The sequence below is a fragment of the Tractidigestivibacter scatoligenes genome, assembly GCF_001494635.1.
In the GTDB taxonomy this organism is placed as follows: domain Bacteria; phylum Actinomycetota; class Coriobacteriia; order Coriobacteriales; family Atopobiaceae; genus Tractidigestivibacter; species Tractidigestivibacter scatoligenes.
In genome coordinates this window covers 59,965-78,548 of record NZ_LOJF01000009.1, presented here as the reverse complement: position 1 = coordinate 78,548, position 18,584 = coordinate 59,965, and the positions used below count along the sequence as shown (strand labels likewise).

Below are 18,584 nucleotides of genomic sequence, written 5' to 3'. Positions count from 1 at the left end.
TACTCGAGGGGAGATTCGATGCAGCCCACCAACAACCACTCCACCGACATGGGGGCAACGGAGATTTTCCGCATGCCCTCCGCAGATGCCACCGTCCCCGACCTCATGGCCGAGGAGAAGCCAGCCCATCCTACCCTGACCATCGTCAAGGGCCCCCAGATTGGCGAGACGTTCGAGCTTGATGCGCCCATCATTACCCTTGGTCGCGACCCGCGCAACAGCGTCTTTCTTAACGACATGACCGTGTCACGCCACCATGCAAAGATGGACCTCTCCGCCTGTCCGCAGGGCAGGGCCACGGTGGAGGACCTCGGCTCGCTCAATGGCACCTGGGTAGATGGTGCCATTGTGAGCAAGGCCTCCCTTAAGGATGGATCAACCATACAGATTGGCACGTTCCGCATGGTGTTCCACACCAACGCACGTCCGCGCAGGATCGACACCGAGGGCTAGGCCATGCCTGACGCCGGATACCTCACCATCGGCAAGGTCGTGAAGCGGCTCCAGAGCCTCTATCCCGACCTCACCATATCGAAGGTCCGCTATCTCGAGGACGAGGGGCTTCTCAACCCGTCGCGCACCCCAGGGGGATACCGCCTGTACTCTCAACGCGACATCAAGCGACTGGAGACCATCCTCTACCTACAGAAGAACAGGTTCCTGCCGCTCTCTGTGATCAAGGACGAGCTGGAGCGCGAGGATTCCGGAGAGCCGCCATCGGCTGCTGCAGAGTCTGCCGTCGAGGCGTCGCTTGTTGGGCCGGTGGATGAAGAGATTGCCGAGAAGTTCCATCCCATCGATCGCATGCCCGAGGTTGCAGGCGTCTCGGTAAGCTTCGTCCGCCAACTCTCCGAGGCCGGTGTCATTACGCTCAAGCGTTCTCCTCACGGGCGGGACCTGGTGGATGGTCATGACATTGGCCTCATCCGCACCTGCGACGAGCTGCGCCACTACGGGATTGGCCCCAAGAACCTTCGCCAGTACGTGAACTCGGCAAACCGTGAGTCTGCCATGTTCGAGCAGGCATTGGTCGTCTATGCCAAAAAAGGCGGTGGCGTGGAGGCCGAGGTTACCAACGAGGCACGCGAGCGCTTTGAACAGGCCTTCTCCCGCATGCTTGCCCTCACCGACGTGGTGCGTACAGAGCTCATACGCAGGCTTGTCCACCAGTCATTCAAGGACATGGAGGGCTAGCCCACGGGCCCCCTCCCTGCCATAGCCACAACAATTACCGAGGAAAGGAACCGCACGTGTCTGATTTCGACTACGAGAGCCGCATCGTGAGCATCCCCGACTATCCGGAGAAGGGGGTCATCTTTAAGGACATCACGCCGCTGTTCGCCGATTCCGATGGCCTTGTGCATCTCGTTGACGACATCGCGGACCACTTCCTGGGCCGCGGTATCACCAAGGTCGTTGGCGCCGAGGCCCGCGGCTTCCTCGTTGGCGCTCCCGTTGCCTACAAGCTGGGTGCGGGCTTTGTCCCGGCACGCAAGCCCGGAAAGCTTCCCCGCGAGGTCTACTCCCAGTCCTACTCGCTCGAGTACGGCACCGACGAGCTGCAGATCCACAAGGACGCCCTGAAGCCCGACGATGTGGTGCTCATTGTGGACGACCTCGTTGCCACGGGTGGAACGGCGGCGGCAACGGCAAAGCTCGTCGAGCAGTCCGGCGCGCGGATCGAGGGCTTCTCGTTCATCCTCGAGCTCACCTTCCTGAACCCCCGCGAGGTTATTGCCAAGGAGTTCCCGGACCGCGAGGTCTACACGCTCATCCCCGTCAAGTAGGGAAGTCGCAAGCCTGCACGTCTCCTCGACCGCTCCCTTCACATGGGGGCGGTCGAGTTGCATTCGAGCCTTTTGCCCATCGTATGGAAAGCCATGCGGCTTACCGGTCCCTGACGTAGAATGGTCTCCAAGCGTCGAAAGGACTACGCAATGACCCACGCAAGATGCATCATCACTGCCGGATTGGTTCTTGCCCTTGCCACGCCGTGTGCGCTTTCCGTTGCGCCCACCGTTGCCATGGCAAGCCCCGAGGATGATCTCTCTGCAGCATCTGCAAAGCTCGACTCGCTTGGAGCAACCCTCTCTTCTCTCCAGGATCAGCTTTCCTCCGCCACTTCCGAGCTTGAGCAGACAGGCTATGACATCGCCAATACCGAGCAGCAGATCTCCGACACGCAGACCCAGCTAGACGAGAAGCGCCAGGAACTGGGCGCGCGCATGAAGAGCTCGTACAAGTCCGGCTCCTCGAGCGCACTCGACCTCATCCTGTCCTCTGCCTCCTTCGAGGAGCTCTCCTCTAACATCTACTACCTCGACAAGGTCTCCGAGGCAGACGCTGCCGCCATCTCTGAGGTGCAGTCGCTCTCGAACCAGCTTGAGCAGCAGAAGAGCGAGCTCGAGCAGCAGCAGGCAGACCAGCAGAGCCAGGTGGATAGTCTCCAGTCACAGACCTCTGATTACCAGAACCAGGTAGCGAAAGCCCAGGCTTATTACGACTCACTCAACGAGGAGGTCCAGGCGCAGCTCGCGGCAGAGGCGGCTGCTGCAGCCGAGGCCGAACAGTCCAGCTCCGTTGCCACCGTTGTCCAGGCCATTCAGACCCAGGAGACCATCAGCTCCAATGGCGGTGGTGCCACCGAGAGCAACACGAACAACTCGAGCAACACCAACACCAATACCTCGAACAACACGAACAACAACTCGAACACCAACACTAACAGCGGCTCTAATTCGAACAACAGCTCGAACACGAACAACAGCTCTAACACCAACAGCGGTTCCAGCAGCACGAACGTGCCCTCTGGCGGTGGAGTCTCCGCAGCGTTGGCACTTGTCGGCCACCCCTATGTGTGGGGCGCTGCCGGCCCTAACGCCTTTGACTGCTCGGGCCTCGTTTGCTACGTGTATGGCTACGCACGCGGGCGTGACACGTACTCGATGATTAGCTCCATCAAGGCAAGCGGTGGCTGGAAGACGAGCGTCGATCAGCTCTCCTATGGTGACCTTGTCTTCGAGTACGGCGGCAGCCACGTGGGCATTTACCTCGGCAATGGCCAGATCGTCCACGCTGCCAACCCCTCTTCTGGCGTTATCGTAGGCGGTATCTACGGCTTCTATGGCGGCGGCTCGTACTAACTTGTGGCCATTTGCCATGATGCGTTCCGTCTGATAGCCGGTGCTGGTACTATAAATGCAAAAGCGTGTGGCTCCCGAAAGGGAGCCACATTGGTAAAAGCAAGGGAGGTCACGACGTGACCAAAAACATATCGCGCAGGGCACTCTTTCTTGGGGCCATCTCCACCACGTGGCTTGGCCTTATGTCGGGCATCCAGACCGCCCAGGCAGAGCCAACGAGCGAGGAGCTCCAATCGCAGCTCGAGGAAGCCCGTCAGCGTCTGGAGAGCGTTGGCAACACGCTCTCCTCGCTTCAGGACGAGCTCATGAACGCCCAGGTTGACCTCGAGAACATTCGATATCAGGTCGAACAAACCACCCAGCAGATTTCCGACACCCAAACCCAGCTGGACGAGAAGCGCCAGGACTTGGGCGCACGCATGAAGAGCTCGTACAAGTCTGGCGCTTCTAGCGCGCTCGACCTCATCCTGTCCTCCGCCTCCTTCGAGGAGCTCTCCTCGAACATCTACTACCTTGACAAGGTCTCTGAGGCGGACGCCGAGGCAATCTCCGAGGTGCAGGACCTTGCCAACCAGCTGTCCGAGCAGCAGGCGCAACTCCAGAACCAGCAGGACGAGCAAGAGGCAAAGATCGAGGCCACCCAGCAGAGCGTTGATGACTACACCGCCCAGGTGAGCGAGGCACAGGACTACTACAACAGCCTTGATTCCGCCGTGCAGGAGCAGCTTGCGAAGGAAGCGGAAGAAGCGCAGCAAGAGAGCGCCGCTACAAGTGGCGTGGCTGCGGCAGTGGCCACAGCAGAGAGCGCCAACGGCGCCGTCACGCCATCGACAGCCGGCTCCTCATCGCAGTCTTCTGACAACGAGTCGTCGAGCAGCTCTTCCAGCTCTAACAGCAGCTCCAATTCAAGCTCCAACAGCGGGCCAAGCTCAAGCGGCGGTGGGTCGAGCTCTGGGAGCAGCTCGAATTCCAGCAGCGGTTCCACCTCTAGCTCCAGCGGTGGTGGCTCAAAGACCTACTCGAGCAGCGTCATCGCAAACGCTGCGCAGTTCATCGGCTACCCTTACAAGCGTTGGACCCAAGGTGTGAACTACGGTCCCAACGCAGACGGCTTTGACTGCTGCGGCCTGGTGGCAACGGCCTATCACATGGCGGGCTACTCCACGCCTTCATATGCCACCTCCGTTCCCGGCCTCATCGCCGAGATGAAGTCGCGCGGAAACTGGAAGGACTGCAACCTCTCCAACTATCAGTCTGTGCTCTCGCCCGGTGACGTTATCTTTTGCTCGACGGGCCATGTCGCCATCTACTGCGGCGGCTCCACGATGATCCACGCACCCGTGCCGGGCAGCTACGTTTGCTACGCAAACGTGTACGCCTGCATCGGCGGAGGTTTTGGCGGCTAAGCCGTTCTTAGCCTCACATACTCGCACCAACGCCCCCAGAGGAGTAATCTGGGGGCGTTGTTGTTGCAGATGCTAAGAGAGTGGTGGTTGGTGCATGACTGAGCGTGCGGCGCGCAAGCTCACGGTGGGACGTCGCCTTTCGCGGAGGTTCCAGGTGAACTTGGTGGGGGAGGGCGCGCTCGCGGGACTCCTTGGCGGTGGAGTCGTGACTCTCTATCGGCTCGCGCTTTCGCTTGCAGAGAAGGGTCTGCGCTCCATTACAAGCGCCTTTGCCGGTCATGCGATTCTCGTGGCTGCGTGGTTTGCCATTCTCGCCGTAATTCTCATTGTGGTCTCTAAGCTCCTGCTCTGGGAGCCCTATACGCAGGGGAGTGGCATTCCCCAGATAGATGCTGAGGTAATTGGCCGCATTGACATGCCGTGGTACCGCGTCGTCGGCGCAAAGTTCCTAGAGGGGACGCTCTGCGCCTTTGCAGGCCTCTCGCTTGGACGAGAAGGCCCTTCGGTCCAGCTTGGCGGCATGTCCGGAAAGGCTGTGGCAAAGGCGCTCAAGCGCGGAAGGGGAGAGGAGCGCCTGCTTGTCACCTGTGGCGCAGCAGCAGGCATGTCGGCGGCCTTCCACGCACCGCTTACGGGAGTCCTCTTTGCGGTTGAGGAGATTCACAAGCAGTTCAATGCCCCCCTCATTGTCTCGGTCATGACGGCCTCGGTTGTCTCGGACTTTCTCGTCTCTCAGGTGCTCGGAGTGCGCCCGGTACTCAGCCTCTCTTTTGCAGCAGACCTTCCGCACATCGACTACGCTCTTGTCGTGCTTCTTGGCCTTGCCTGTGGCGTCCTTGGGGCGCTTCACAACCGTGGCATGTTCTTTGCCCAGCGCTGCTACAACAAGATCAAACGCCACCTGCCCTATGCTCGTCTCGCCATACCCTTTGCTGCTGCAGGTGTGGTTGCGTTTACGTTTCCCGAGCTCATGTGTGGTGGCGATGCCATTGTGGAGATCATCCAGCATACGGGTGGCCTTGCATGGTGGACCATCATGGGGCTTCTTCTTGGCAAATACCTCTTTACCACCATCTGCTTTGCCTCTGGGGCACCCGGCGGAACGCTCTTCCCATTGGTAGCCATGGGCTCGCTCGTGGGTGGCCTCTTTGGGGTCATTGCCATCAACGCCCTTGGGCTTCCAGAGGCCTATGTGGTGAACTTTGTGGCACTCGGCGTGGCAGGGTGCTTCTCGGGCGTCGTGAGGGCGCCCGTGACTGCAGTGGTGCTGGTCTTTGAGCTTACGGGGTCGCTCGACTCGCTGCTCTCGGTTTCCATTGTGGCCATTCTTGCATTTGTCACAGCAAACGTCCTTCGGGTGGACCCGTTCTATGAGCACCTACTCGCAGGCCTCCTTGGCGTAACGCCAGATGACCCCATGGTAAACGGTGAGGCTGGCGAGAAAATCCTGCATACCTACACGGTAGGCGCGGGCGCACGCATCGAGAACATGCTCATTCGCGACATCCCCTGGCCAGACAACGTGCGCGTGGTGACGGTCGAGAGAGCTGGACAGGAGATTGTCCCCACGGGAAGCACGCGGATCATGGCGTTGGACAACCTGCTCATCATCATGGATACCGATACTGAGAGCGACGCGGGCCTTAAGCTTCAGCAAATGACGCGGGCGAGTATCGATACGCAGTGGACACCATCAAACGCGCGGTAAGTGTATTCCTAGAAGACACCATTGTTACTTTCATGAGAAGGGGAGAGCGTTAGAGTGGTTGGGCACACCATGCCTCGTATGCACCTTCATCTGTCGTGAACTCGGAGAACCAGACGTCTATGGAGTCGCCAACGTTATAGGTTGAGAGGTTCTCGCGCATGGTCCAAGCCGTGAGGTCAAATGTGCAGGTGGTGTCGGAGGCAATTCCAATGTCCTGAGCGTTAGGCGATGACGAATCGACGGCTAGGGTCACAAGGGCACTGCTACTGTCAATCGATGTGACCTTTCCCTCGCACGAATAAACGGGTGAGAAAGCCAAGTCGTGAGAGGCGGTAAGCGTTGGGTCACGTTCCGAAGGAGAGTCCAGACCTTTGAACTCAATGCAATACCCATCCCGAGCTCCCTCATTGCCGACACAGCCATGGACGTAGCCAATTTGCACTGTTTGGCCAAGGTCAGACTCATACAACTCTTCGCCATCGCGAAAGACGAAGCGGATGGGATCTTCTGAGAAGGGAGCATCGCTAGACATACCGTCTGGATGAATGGACATCGCATGTGACTCTGGTTCAACGGAGACAACGGTTCCGGTGACGTAATCAAGGTGGGCACTGCTTAAATCATTTGAAATGGTATTTGGCCTTGAGAGAAGAGCAACGATAAGTCCAGCGAGGAAGCAAAGGCACATTACAAGCGCAAGCGTTGCGTAGCGCCTCTGCCTTGCAAGCATGATGCCGCCTCCGCCCGATTTGGGGACCTTTATGAAGATAGTCTCACATATTGAGAGAGCTGGGATGAGCACTTTGCTAGAGAAGTAGTGAACGGTCTTCTCCGTTTATTTGATGGCTTTGTTCGCCAATGACTCTACTTTACATAAGATATATTATCGCGGTTACAAAGGGGGAGTTCAAGGAAAAGAAGGGCGTGCCTTTGACGGTGTCTCCTCCGTCGTAAGGCACGCCCTTGACTCGCCAGACACTCTCGAGGGCTTATGTTGCAGCAACTAGCCTTCGACAGGTCTTCCCAGATACGCCGCGGCACTGTTTGCTGCTACGGCACCGTCTGCCGCTGCGGTCACAATCTGGCGCAGCGGCGTCTTTCGAACGTCGCCGGCTGCAAAGAGTCCTGGAGTCCTTGTCGCCATGCGCTCATCAGTAAGTATGTAGCCCGACGGGTCGAGCTCTACCAGACCGCTCACAAGTTGGCTTGCGGGCACGCGACCCACAAAGACAAAGACGCCAAAGGATCCCTCCTCGTAGGTCTCGACGGTGGTCTCGCCAGTCTCGTTGTTCCTGAAGGTAATGGTGGTTGGAAGCTCGCCACCCTCGAGTGACACGATACTCGTGAGATACCTTACGGTTACCTTCTCGTTCTCCTCAAGCTCTTGCGCGACTGCGGCCTGAGCGCGCAGATGGTCCTTGCGCACAATCAAGATAACCTCGTTCGCAAAGCGTGTGAGGAACAAGGCCTCCTCAGCTGCAGAGTTACCGCCACCAACAACGTAGACTCGCTTGCCTCGATAGAACATGCCATCGCAGGTCGCGCAATACGAAACGCCGTGTGAGGCGAACTTCTCCTCGCCATCGAAGCCGGCACGACGTGGCGTAGCGCCGCCGGCGAGAATGACCGACTTGGCTGCGATCTCGCCATCGGGCGTTCTGAGGGAAAAGATGCCATCCTCGCCGCTGTGGGAAATGCCGGTAACTTGCTCCATACGGACCTCGGCGCCAAGGTCGACGGCCTGGCTTCGCATCGCCTCGGAGAGCGTGTAGCCATCTGTGTGCGGAAGTCCCGGGTAGTTATCAATCTCGCTCGTAAGAATGGTCTGTCCCCCAAACGCCTCTTGCTCGAGCGTGACCGCATCAAGAAGCGATCGCTGGGCGTAGATGGCCGCCGTAAGGCCCGCGGGGCCACCACCGACAATGACAAGGTCCTTTACCTGCTGGTTATTGCTTCCCATGTGATTCCAATCCGACCAGGGAGAAAGAAGTGCCTCACTCCCCCGGTCTTCCCTCTTGTTCTTACTCTCCCCTGCTATACCCAACTGGTTAGGTAGCATATACGACTGTCAGGGATGCATATAACAACCCCCATGGGAACCACGCAAGAAGGGATGTCCCATGGGGGTTGGTGCTGGGCAACACTGAGACGAGCTTATGTGCCTTAGTCCTTAGGCTTGGCAGCGCCCGCATTGCCCTCTGCGGGTTCGGATGGCCTATCCGCGGAAGACATGGGAAGCACAAGGTTCATGACGATACCCACGAGCGTGGACGTGGCCATGCCAGGAAGTGCGTACTGGCCAATTGGAATAGAGATGCCGGAGGTCTCCATTCCAACGCCAAGGATAATCACAACAGACGCAATCATGAGGTTGCGGTTGACGCCAAAGTCTACCTTGTTGGTCACGAACATCCTGAGACCGTTGGAGGCGATAAGGCCAAAGAGCAGAAGGCTCACACCACCCATGACGGGCGAAGGGATGGAGCGGATGAGGGCAGAGAGCTTGGGGCAAAAGCCGCCGACGATCAGAGCAAAGCCCGCCGCATACCAAAAGACCTGCGTAGAGTAGACGCGAGTAACACTCATGACACCAATGTTCTCAGCGTATGTAGTGGTAGGAGGACCACCAAGGAAACCAGAGATGACCGTTGAGATGCCGTCACCGGCAAGCGAGCGCGGCAGCATGGGACGGTAGTCCTTGCCAACGATCTCGCCAACGGCAAGGAGGTGGCCAATGTGCTCAATGACCACGACAAGGGCAACAGGCCCGATAAGGGCGATGGCACCCCAGTCCCAAACGGGATGCTGGAACGTGGGCAGCCCCACCCAAGCAGCATCGACAACCGCCTGGAAGTCAACGAGCCCGCAGGCCAGAGAAACAACGTAGCCCAGAATGATGGCGAGAAGCACGGGGACAGTGCCAATAAGCCCGCCCATGCTCGAGAAGATGACGGCAGCAAAGAGGGTGATCGCGGCAATAATCGCACCCAGTCCGTAGAAGACCGTGGAGCCGTCGGATGCCGTAGTCTGGAATGCCATGCCAGCGGCAGTGGCGGAGAGCCCAACGCCGATGACAACCATCACCGAGGCTACGAGCACCGGTGGGAGCAATCGATCAAGCCAACCCGTGCCTACCAGCTTGACAATGCCCGCAACGACAAGAAAGACAAGGCCTGCAACGACAACGCCTGAGAGGGCTGCATTAAGGCCACGCGTAGCGCCAATGATTACGATAGGGCTGATGAAGGCGAATGAACTACCCAGGTAGCTGGGAATCTTGTTTCTCGTGACAAGCAGGTAGCAGATGGTGCCAATGCCGGAGCACATGATGGCCACGTTTGGATCAAGTCCTGTTAGAACGGGAACCAGGACCGTAGAGCCAAACATGCTCATCATGTGCTGAATGCCCAGAGGGATTGCGCGAGAGACCGAGACTCGGTCATCAACGCCAATTACCTCTCGTTCGTGTCGTTGCATGCGATAAACCACACTCCTCCTTGTTGCGCCCGGACACGCCCAGGCAATTGGATACATACGTCACATTGTGTTGGTTAGGCTTGATACATGGTAGAAAAAGGGGACCCGGAAGGAAAGCCAACCGGGTCCTTTGCTGGAGTTTATTGCGATGTGCTCAACCGACGCCTCTTACGAAAGCAGGAAGTAGACGAGGAAGGCAGCGGTAGCTACCCACATGAGAGGCTTAACCTTCTTGCCGCGGCCAGTGACCAGGGCAACGATAACGTAGGCAATGAAGCCCATGCCGATGCCGTTGGAAATGGAGTACGTAAGGGGGATGCCTGCAATGACCATGAATGAGGGGAAGCCCTCGAGAAGGTCGGTCCAGTCGATGTCAACGACGTCGGTCATCATGAGGAAGCCTACGATGACGAGAGCGCCGCAAGTGGCAGCACTGCTCACGATGGAGATGACCGGCGCGAAGAACGCGGCGATGATAAAGAAGATGCCGGTGAAGACAGAGGAGAGGCCAGTGCGCCCGCCGTCAGCTGCACCAGAGGCGGACTCGACGAAGGTCGTGATCGAGGAGGCACCAACGAGGCCGCCAATAGCTGCAGCGGCGGAGTCTGCAATCAGGATCTCGCGAATGTTCTCGACCGTTCCGTCCTCGTTGAGGAACTCGCCCTGCTTGGCGACGGCCATTGCGGTTCCCATGGTGTCAAAGAAGTCAGACATCATAAGCGAGAACGCAAAGACGAGCAGGATTGGCGTGGTGAGCACCCTTACCACGGCGACGGTACCGGTGGAGTCCACCATGAAGGGAGCACCAAAGGACGAGAAGTCCAGAGCAGAGACAATGCCGGTGGGCATCTGCGTGACGCCGAGCGGAATACCGCAGAGAACGGCAATGATGATGCCAATGAGGATGGACCCCTTGACGTTCATCGCATAGAGAATGACCGTGGCAACAATGGAGATGAGGCCCACAAGGAACTTGGGACTTGTCACGTCACCAAAGGCAACCATTGTGGACTCGTTGGCAACGATGATGCCACCGTCGGCAAGGCCAATCATCGCGATGAAGATGCCAAGGCCAACGGAGATGGCATGGCGAAGCGAGACTGGGATGGCATCCATGATTGCCTCACGCAGGCCGCAGAGGACCAGGACGAGAATGGCACAGCCTTCGACAAAGATGACGGCCATAGAAACCTGCCAGTCGGCACCGTTAATGGCAGCAAGGGTAAAGGCAACAACCGCATTGATGCCCATGCCCGAGGCACAGGCGAGAGGCCTGTTGGAGAAGAGGCCCATGAAGATGGTCATGATGCCCGCGCCAACGCAGGTGGAGGTGACAGCGGCGTTCATGGGAACGCCGGCCGCAGCGAGCAGGGAGGGGTTAACGGCAATGATGTAGGCCATTGCAAGGAAGGTCGTAAGACCAGCGCGAAGCTCTTGGCCTGCGGACGACCCTCTTTCCCCGAACTTGAAGAACTTCTCCATGCTTCCCGTCCTTTCTACTCAAAAGCCAGGGATAGAAATAACCAGCCGCGGCCGCAAATGGACGTGGCACGACAAACATAGGTGTGCCCGAAAGGCCTAGACTCCGCTGGAGCCAAACCCTCCGGCACCACGATCGGTCTCATCAAGCTTGTCGACCTCCTGGAGGCGAACGACTGGAACCTGCTTAATGACGAGCTGGGCGATTCTCTCTCCCCGCTTGATGTGTATACTCTTAGCTGAATCGAGGTTTATGGCGCAGACCTTGAGCTCACCACGATAATGAGCATCAATGAGGCCGGGGGTGTTTGCCATGGAGAGGCCCTCGCGCAAAGCAAGGCCACTCCGGGGTTGCACAAACCCGGCATATCCCTCGGGAATGGCTATTGCTAGACCGGTGCCTACGAGCCTCCGCTCGAAGGGCGCGAGCGTGACGTCTTCGTTCGACCTTAGGTCAAGACCCGCATCACCCTCGTAGGCGTAGCTAGGAAGTTCCACGGAAGGGTCAAGGCGCTTGATGGGGAGTGTCACATTGTTCTGTGTCATTTGTTGAGACTCCTCAGCTCCTCGCTAAACTCGTCAACATCCTTGAAGTCCCGATAGACCGAGGCGAAGCGAATGTAGGCGACTTTGTCAACGTCCACTAGGCGCTTAAGCACCATGCTTCCGAGGTCATGAGAGGCAACCTCATTGACGCCTTCATCCCGCAGCTCAGACTCGATGTCATCAATAAGACCATCGAGCGTCTCGACGGGAACGCTTCGCTTTACCGTGGCTGCAAGCAGCCCGCGCATAAGCTTTTGCCGGTCGAAGGTCTCTTTTCGGCCGTCCTTCTTAACAACCAAGAGCGGCATCTCTTCGCGCCGCTCATAGGTTGTGAACCGATAACCACACTTGACGCACTCGCGCCTACGGCGAATAGCGTCATTGCTCTCGGATGGCCTCGAATCAACGACCTTAGATTCCTCACACCCGCATTTTGGACAGCGCATCAAACCTCCTAATGGACTCCATTAGGAACTTAACACAAAGTGTCCAAAATTCCACCACAAAGATGCCAATTATCACGAACTGGAAAAGGAATGCAGGAGTAGTTGGCGACAGGGGATGCTCACGGCAAACGCACGAGGCATCCCCTAAACTAGTTAGATGCCGGAACAAGCAACACTTGTCCCGGTTGCAAGCTAGAGGTACTGAGTGAGTTCTTCTCATAGATCCACTGCGCAAGCTCGGACGTGCTGTACCCATCTACCTGATGTTGGCCGGCAAGGCCCCAAATGGAATCTCCAGGCTCAACGACAACCTCCTGGGCGGGGATAGAGGACAGCGCAGAATCAAGCTTGGCAGAGCCAGAGGCGTTGCTCACCACAAGCGCAACAAGAAGCCCGGCTGCAACCATAAGTGTGCAGACAACAACCGTAAGAGCCTCTCGGCGCGTGAGGCGCGGGCGTACGACGCTCTCATCCTGAGCCTGTGGCTGCTCGCAGACGCCACCTCGCACAATGCCACCCTCGATAAGTGTGAGCATGGGATAAGAAGGAACGAGAGCCGAAGAACCCTCGGTAGCGTACATGCGATTAGTGCTTGTCATGGTGTGCTCCCCTCTTGTGTGTTTGCCGGGACCTTTATACCGGTCGCGCGGGACACAAATAAGCACCTTGCGTTTGTGACCGAACATCTGTACTCTAGTATCAACGTACATTTGTTCGTGTCAAGTCTCATACGAACATTTGTTTGCAATGAATTCCCCAAACGGGTATCATGAAGACAGATGAGAGGAGACGCCATGTCAAAGGGAAAGCTCAGCAAGCGCCAGAGGGCCATCTATGACTTCATCTGCACCTACACAGACGAGCACGGCTATCCCCCCTCGGTGAGGGAGATTGGCGCTGCAGTAGGCCTGGCTTCGCCCTCAACCGTCCACATGCATCTCAAGGTTCTTGAGGAGATGGGGCTCATTAGCAGGGACCCAAAGAAGCCTCGAACCATCGAGGTTGTCCCAGACAAGCAGGTCTCTGAGGACGGTAGTGCCCAGACTAAAATTGTCACGGTACAGGAGGATGTGGATAAGAACGCCATCACGCTGCCTCTTGTGGGCCGCGTTGCTGCAGGCATACCCATCCTGGCAGAGCAAAACGTCGAGGAGACGCTTACGCTCCCCACAAGCATCGTGGGTGATGCGAGCTCCTTCATCTTGCGCGTCAAGGGCGAGTCGATGATCAATGCTGGCATCTTCGATGGTGACTACATTGTGGTGAAAGAGCAGCATGATGCTCATGACGGCGAGATTGTGGTGGCACTTATCGACGACTCGGCAACGGTTAAGACCTTCTATCGCGAGAAGAACAGGATCCGCCTGCAGCCCGAGAATGACAGCATGAGCCCAATCTACGCGGACAACCCGGTCATCCTTGGACGTGTGACGGCGCTCATCAGAACCATTTCATAGCCATGGGAGAGGAGCCCTCTGGCAAAACTGCGGGCACAGGAGTCGCGAGCGGGATCCCAAGGGGTCAGCGCAAAAGGATTGGCATCTTCGACGCGGTGCGAGGCTTCTCCGTCATCTCGATGGTGCTGTTTCACCTTTGCTATGACCTGCGATTCCTAGCTGGGGCAGGCCTCTCATGGTTTGCCCCTCCCTTACAGGACATCTGGCGGGCGAGCATCTCGTGGACGTTCCTCTTTGTCGCCGGCTGCATGTGCTCGCTTTCGAGAAACAATCTCAAGCGCGGCTTAACCTACGGTGCTGTGGCCGTAGCCATCTATGGGGTGACGGCGTTGGCAGCTGTGGATGTGCCCATCTCGTTCGGCATCATCTACTGCATGTCTGCTTGCACCCTCGTAGCATGGCTTCTCGAGAAGTTCCGCTGCATGCCGCGAGGCCCCATTGCCGCCGCAGTTCTCTTTCTGTGCTTTGTATTTTTCCTCGGGCTTCCCTCGGGTACGCTGGGTGTTGGAGCACTCTCGATTACGCTTCCGCAATCGCTCTATGCTCAGCCCGGCCTTGCTTGGCTTGGCATTCCTGGTCCAGGCTTCGCCTCCGGCGACTACTACCCTCTCGTCCCCTTTGTTCTCATGTACCTCGCGGGCGCTTCAATGGGGGCATGGTTCAAGGAGCGGGGCTATCCCACTTGGGCACTGAGCGCCAACGTACCCGTACTCAACTTTGTTGGACGGCATGCACTTCTCGTCTACGTGATTCACCAGCCTGTTCTGCTGTTTCTCACTGGCGTGGTGTAGGAGCAGTGGAACCCCAGGGTTCAAAGTTTTCATCCGGAACAACATAAGGGGCAAGGGTAGAGCGCATCCTTTCAGAGGCACTTACGGTAGCCAGAAGGCCCTTCTCGGTATACACCTCGCGTATGACCTGGCAGCGTTCGTGGACCATCTTCATGAGGATGCCCTTGGAAAACGGCACCAGAACGGTAACTGTGGCATCGCCGCGTGACGCCTCCCGAGCCACTCGATAGAGCAGTCCGGAGAGGCCCGTTCCCTCGCGTGCAGAGATGGTTACCGCATCGGGGTGGCTGGCCTGCAGATCCGAAAAAGCCTCGGGGGTAAGGAGGTCGCACTTGTTGAGGACAAGCACCGATGGAATCTGGCTTGCGCCAATCTCATCCAGGACGGAACGTACCGCCCGCACCTGACGCTCAACCCCAGAATCCGAAGCATCGGCAACAAGGAGGATGAGGTCTGCGGCACGCACTTCAGCAAGCGTGGACTTAAACGCCTCGACGAGCGTTGTCGGGAGCTTCTGGATAAACCCCACGGTATCCGTAAGAGTGACCTTGCGCCCCTCCTCGAGCTCAATCGAGCGCGTCGTGGGATCAAGCGTGGCAAAGAGCTCGTCTCGCACGTACACCTCGGAGCCAGTGAGGGCATTGAGCAGGGTAGACTTGCCTGCATTGGTGTATCCGGCAAGGGCCACGCGATAGACGCCAGAGTCCCAGCGGGCCTTCGACTGTACCTCTCGCCTAGTCTCGAGCCGTGCGAGCTCGTCACGAAGCGTCGATATGCGCTTGCGCACAAGGCGGCGATCCACCTCGAGCTGGCTCTCTCCCTGGCCAAAGCGTGAGCCAATGCCGCCACGCGTCTGCTCGCCCACGAGGTGACTCCACATGCCGCGTAGCCTGGGCAGGACGTACTGAAGCTGCGCAAGCTGAACCTGCAGGCGCCCCTCGCGCGTTGTTGCGTGAACGCCAAAGATGTCGAGAATAAGCGCGGTACGATCGATAATCTTTACTGGCTCACCCACGATCTTCTCGAGGTTTGACTGCTGCGATGGCGTGAGCTCATCATCGAAGATCACAACGTCGGCGTCAAGGTTGCGCACGTAGGAGACGAGTTCCTCAACCTTGCCCTTACCAATGAACGTGCGTGGCACCGGCGCGTCTAGGCGCTGCGTGAGCGTAAAGACGACGTCTGCGCCGTCCGTCTCAGCAAGGCGGCCAAGCTCAGCCATGGACTCTTCAAGCGTCCAGTCGTCATTCTTGCCAAAGTCGACCCCCACGAGGATGGCCCTCTCTCGCACAGGGGCCGTGGACGTGGGCTCAAAGCGCGCCATAGCTAATCGACCTCCTCTTGATTGCTGCTGGAGGCGTCGAGCTGGCCCAAGACATCATGAACGATAAGGTCACAAGCATGGTCCCGGCCGATCTCGTCCACATCGATCCACCGGGCACGGCCATCCCTCTTGAGCCACGAGAGCTGACGCTTGGCATAGTGGCGCGTGCGTCGCTTAATCTGGTCCCTTGCTTCCTCGAGCGTGCTCTCCCCCGCAAGGGCGGCGAGAAGCTCCTTGTAGCCGATTGCCTGGCCTGCAGTGTGAGATCGATTGAGGCCACACTCCCTCAGCCCACGAACCTCCTCCACAAGACCAGAGTCGAACATCTTGTCGACACGCGTGTCAATGCGTTCGTAGAGCCTCTCGCGTGACATGGAGATAGCCCAGATGCGGGCATCGTAGTGAGGTTCTCGGCGCTTGAGGCCCTCGTTGTTCTTGGCATAGCTCACGCCTTCATCAAGCATCTCAAGTGCGCGCACGCAGCGGCGAACATTATTGGGATGAATGAGCGCAGCGCTCTTTGGGTCCCGCGCGGCAAGAAGGCGATGGAGTGCCTCCGGTCCCTGCTCAGCCGCTATTCGCTCATAGCTCTGCCGTCGTTCGTCGCCGATGACACCAGCGGGAAAGTCCATCTGATCAATAACCGCATCAAGATAGAGCCCAGTACCACCACAGAGCACAGGAACCACACCGCGCCCAAGGAGCCCATCAATGCAGGCGCGGGCATCCTTCTGAAATCGTTGGACCGAGTAGTCTTCGTCTACGTCTGCAACGTCCACCATGAGGAGGGGCACGCGCCTCTCGCCTTTTGGCGTCTTGGCGGTTCCCACATCCATCCCTCGATAGACCTGCATCGCGTCAACCGAGACAACAGAGGACCCCAGGCGTTCGGCAACAAGCTCGGCGAGCGAGCTCTTCCCAGATGCCGTTGGCCCGACGATGCAGACGACGCGTCGAGAAGCCATGGGCTCACTCACGTAAGGTCGCCCTCGACGGTGCCACGCAGGTACCAGGTACGCGCCTCTTTCACGCGGACGCGAGCAATCTTGCCAACGGCGTCCTGTGCACTGACTCCCTCGGGCAGCCGGAAGTGGACGGTGCGGTTCTTCTCGCTGTGACCCACCATCACAGAGTCGTCTCGCTTTGACGGACCCTCGACCAGCACGCCAACGAGCTGCCCCAGGTCCTCCTGGTTGGCATCGTGGGCCTGCTGGGCGACCTGCTCGGCAAGTCGGTCAAAGCGATCCTGGATGACCTCGTGTGATGTGTTGTCAACCATCTTGGCGGCGGGGGTTCCAGGACGCGGCGAGTAGATGAACGTGAAGGCAGACGAGAAGCCAGCCTCATGCACGAGGGAGAGCGTTTCCTGGAAGTCTTCCTCGGTCTCGCCTGGGAAGCCAACGATGATGTCGGTGGAGAGCGCAATATCAGGGATTGCGGCGCGGAGACGCCCCACAAGCGCCAGATACTCGTCCCTTGTATAGCTACGGTTCATCGCCTTGAGCACGCGCGTGGAACCCGACTGCACCGCCAGGTGGAGATGCGGCATCACGGCAGGTACCTCCGCCATGGCGGCGATGGTCTCATCCGAGAGGTCCTTTGGGTTGCTGGAGGTGAACCGGATGCGCTCGATGCCCGTCTCGCCCACCGCACGTAGCAGCTCGGCAAAGCGTGGCTCACCGTAGATGTTTCTGCCATAGGAGTTGACGTTTTGGCCAAGGAGGCAGATCTCCCGCACGCCATCGGCAACAAGCAGGCGGCACTCTGCCACCACGCTCTCGATGGTGCGGCTGCGCTCACGACCACGAACATACGGGACGATGCAGTAGGTGCAGAAGTTGTTGCAGCCGCTCATGATGGGCACCCAAGCATGGTAGCGCTCTGCACGGTGGCTGGGCAAATCGGTCGAGAAGCCCGTGCCAGGCTCTTCTGTGTCCACTTCGATGGCGCCGGACTGATCGCCAAAGGCCTCAGAGAGGAGTCTAGGGAGGCTTGCCAGGGCGCTTGTGCCAAATACCACGTCGACGTTGGGAATGTGGGCTCGCAGCCGCTCTCCGTCACGCTGCGCGATGCAGCCACCAACAGCGACGACACGCCTTCCGGAAGGAGGCGTGGGAGCAGAGACCATGGCAGACGCCTGACCATAGAGGCGCTGGTCCGCATTCTCGCGGACGCAACACGTCATGTACACCACGATGTCAGCGTCATCGGGGCTTGCGACCTCGATGCACCCGCACGAGTCGAGAAGGCCTGAGACCCTCTCGGAATCGTGCATGTTCATCTGGCAGCCGAAGGTCTTGATGCTGTACGTCTTGCCGACGAGCACCTGGGTGTCAGAAGATGCCATCTACGCGACCACTCCCCTGTCGTCCATAGCGTCTGCCGAGGTGCTTTGGGGCGTAAGCCTGTGGACGTAAACGGCAAAGCGGATTGCCGTGCGCTTCTCGCCCCCGATGTCGATGTCCGAGAACGTTGGCGCACAGGAGATGTCAACACCGGTAGGGATGAGAAACCCACGTGCGATGGCAAGCGCCTTCACGGCCTGGTTGACCGCACCAGCTCCGACGCACTGCATGTTGACGGGAACCCCGTCCTTAACCATGCCGGCAATTGCCCCGGCGACAGACGCCGGAGATGACTTGCTCGAGACCTTCAGAAAATCCATGCTGTTGATGCTCCAATGGTGCGGTGGTTATCGGTGTGGTGCGTTTGACTTCGCTGATGAGAGTTTATATAGCAACGATTGTAATGTCCCAGCTAGCTAATGCAAATGCAAAGTGAAGCAAGCGGAGTGACAGATACGCGAA

The 18,584-nt window shown here is 58.4% G+C and carries 19 protein-coding genes; 8 read left to right on the top strand and 11 right to left on the bottom strand.

Annotated elements, in window-relative coordinates; genetic code table 11:
• Window positions 1–18 precede the first annotated feature (18 nt).
• From AUL39_RS04875 to AUL39_RS04850, 6 genes are all read left to right on the top strand, one after another.
• Window positions 19–453: an FHA domain-containing protein gene (locus tag AUL39_RS04875; protein WP_059054284.1), complete on the top strand. Its 435-nt coding sequence runs from the start codon at window positions 19–21 to the stop codon at window positions 451–453.
• A 3-nt stretch (window positions 454–456) separates the two neighbouring features.
• The gene (gene ftsR / locus AUL39_RS04870; RefSeq protein ID WP_059054283.1) at window positions 457–1,194 is read left to right on the top strand and encodes a transcriptional regulator FtsR; all 738 of its coding nucleotides are present in this window, start codon (window positions 457–459) and stop codon (window positions 1,192–1,194) included.
• 56 nt (window positions 1,195–1,250) lie between these two features.
• Window positions 1,251–1,787: an adenine phosphoribosyltransferase gene (locus AUL39_RS04865; protein WP_059054281.1), complete on the top strand. Its 537-nt coding sequence runs from the start codon at window positions 1,251–1,253 to the stop codon at window positions 1,785–1,787.
• Window positions 1,788–1,937: 150 nt separating this feature from the next.
• The gene (locus AUL39_RS04860; RefSeq protein ID WP_160327031.1) at window positions 1,938–3,143 is read left to right on the top strand and encodes a C40 family peptidase; all 1,206 of its coding nucleotides are present in this window, start codon (window positions 1,938–1,940) and stop codon (window positions 3,141–3,143) included.
• A 116-nt stretch (window positions 3,144–3,259) separates the two neighbouring features.
• Window positions 3,260–4,549, top strand: a complete 1,290-nt coding sequence (locus tag AUL39_RS04855) for an NlpC/P60 family protein (RefSeq protein WP_059054278.1) — start codon at window positions 3,260–3,262, stop codon at window positions 4,547–4,549.
• A gap of 94 nt (window positions 4,550–4,643) precedes the next feature.
• Window positions 4,644–6,257, top strand: a complete 1,614-nt coding sequence (locus tag AUL39_RS04850) for a ClC family H(+)/Cl(-) exchange transporter (RefSeq protein WP_059054276.1) — start codon at window positions 4,644–4,646, stop codon at window positions 6,255–6,257.
• Window positions 6,258–6,306: 49 nt separating this feature from the next.
• On the opposite strand, the gene AUL39_RS11445 is transcribed toward AUL39_RS04850, so the two are convergent.
• The 7 genes from AUL39_RS11445 to AUL39_RS04810 form a co-directional block, all read right to left on the bottom strand.
• The gene (locus AUL39_RS11445) at window positions 6,307–6,576 is read right to left on the bottom strand and encodes a hypothetical protein (RefSeq protein ID WP_235810766.1); all 270 of its coding nucleotides are present in this window, start codon (window positions 6,574–6,576) and stop codon (window positions 6,307–6,309) included.
• A 684-nt stretch (window positions 6,577–7,260) separates the two neighbouring features.
• Complete coding sequence (locus tag AUL39_RS04835) at window positions 7,261–8,217, bottom strand: NAD(P)/FAD-dependent oxidoreductase (protein WP_059054269.1); 957 nt, start codon at window positions 8,215–8,217, stop codon at window positions 7,261–7,263.
• A gap of 203 nt (window positions 8,218–8,420) precedes the next feature.
• Complete coding sequence (locus AUL39_RS04830; protein ID WP_059054267.1) at window positions 8,421–9,734, bottom strand: solute carrier family 23 protein; 1,314 nt, start codon at window positions 9,732–9,734, stop codon at window positions 8,421–8,423.
• A 168-nt stretch (window positions 9,735–9,902) separates the two neighbouring features.
• The gene (locus AUL39_RS04825) at window positions 9,903–11,216 is read right to left on the bottom strand and encodes an NCS2 family permease (protein ID WP_059054265.1); all 1,314 of its coding nucleotides are present in this window, start codon (window positions 11,214–11,216) and stop codon (window positions 9,903–9,905) included.
• A gap of 96 nt (window positions 11,217–11,312) precedes the next feature.
• On the bottom strand, window positions 11,313–11,759 hold the full coding sequence (gene dut / locus AUL39_RS04820) for a dUTP diphosphatase (protein ID WP_059054263.1): 447 nt from the start codon (window positions 11,757–11,759) through the stop codon (window positions 11,313–11,315).
• On the bottom strand, window positions 11,756–12,205 hold the full coding sequence (nrdR, locus tag AUL39_RS04815) for a transcriptional regulator NrdR (protein WP_059054261.1): 450 nt from the start codon (window positions 12,203–12,205) through the stop codon (window positions 11,756–11,758). The genes dut and nrdR overlap by 4 nt, the downstream gene beginning before the upstream one ends.
• A gap of 149 nt (window positions 12,206–12,354) precedes the next feature.
• Window positions 12,355–12,804 (bottom strand): LysM peptidoglycan-binding domain-containing protein, encoded by a 450-nt coding sequence (locus AUL39_RS04810; RefSeq protein ID WP_160327030.1) that lies wholly within the window; start codon window positions 12,802–12,804, stop codon window positions 12,355–12,357.
• 195 nt (window positions 12,805–12,999) lie between these two features.
• Between AUL39_RS04810 and lexA the strand changes: the two genes are divergently transcribed.
• Both lexA and AUL39_RS04800 read left to right on the top strand, forming a co-directional pair.
• Window positions 13,000–13,662 carry a transcriptional repressor LexA gene (lexA, locus tag AUL39_RS04805; protein ID WP_059054257.1) on the top strand — a complete coding sequence of 221 codons (663 nt, stop codon included), beginning with the start codon at window positions 13,000–13,002 and terminating at the stop codon, window positions 13,660–13,662.
• A 2-nt stretch (window positions 13,663–13,664) separates the two neighbouring features.
• Window positions 13,665–14,453, top strand: coding sequence for a heparan-alpha-glucosaminide N-acetyltransferase (locus tag AUL39_RS04800; RefSeq protein WP_082667254.1), 789 nt, complete (start codon window positions 13,665–13,667; stop codon window positions 14,451–14,453).
• On the opposite strand, the gene hflX is transcribed toward AUL39_RS04800, so the two are convergent.
• Genes hflX through AUL39_RS04780 form a run of 4 tightly spaced genes read right to left on the bottom strand, consistent with a single transcriptional unit; the run spans window position 14,437 to window position 18,442 of the window.
• On the bottom strand, window positions 14,437–15,777 hold the full coding sequence (gene hflX, locus AUL39_RS04795; protein ID WP_059054255.1) for a GTPase HflX: 1,341 nt from the start codon (window positions 15,775–15,777) through the stop codon (window positions 14,437–14,439). The two genes, AUL39_RS04800 and hflX, sit on opposite strands and share 17 nt — an antisense overlap.
• Window positions 15,778–15,779: 2 nt before the next feature.
• Window positions 15,780–16,742 carry a tRNA (adenosine(37)-N6)-dimethylallyltransferase MiaA gene (gene miaA, locus AUL39_RS04790; RefSeq protein WP_059054879.1) on the bottom strand — a complete coding sequence of 321 codons (963 nt, stop codon included), beginning with the start codon at window positions 16,740–16,742 and terminating at the stop codon, window positions 15,780–15,782.
• 8 nt (window positions 16,743–16,750) lie between these two features.
• Window positions 16,751–18,124, bottom strand: a complete 1,374-nt coding sequence (gene miaB, locus AUL39_RS04785) for a tRNA (N6-isopentenyl adenosine(37)-C2)-methylthiotransferase MiaB (protein ID WP_059054253.1) — start codon at window positions 18,122–18,124, stop codon at window positions 16,751–16,753.
• Window positions 18,125–18,442: a stage V sporulation protein S gene (locus AUL39_RS04780; RefSeq protein WP_059054250.1), complete on the bottom strand. Its 318-nt coding sequence runs from the start codon at window positions 18,440–18,442 to the stop codon at window positions 18,125–18,127. It lies immediately after the preceding gene.
• Between the last annotated feature and the right edge of the window lie 142 nt (window positions 18,443–18,584).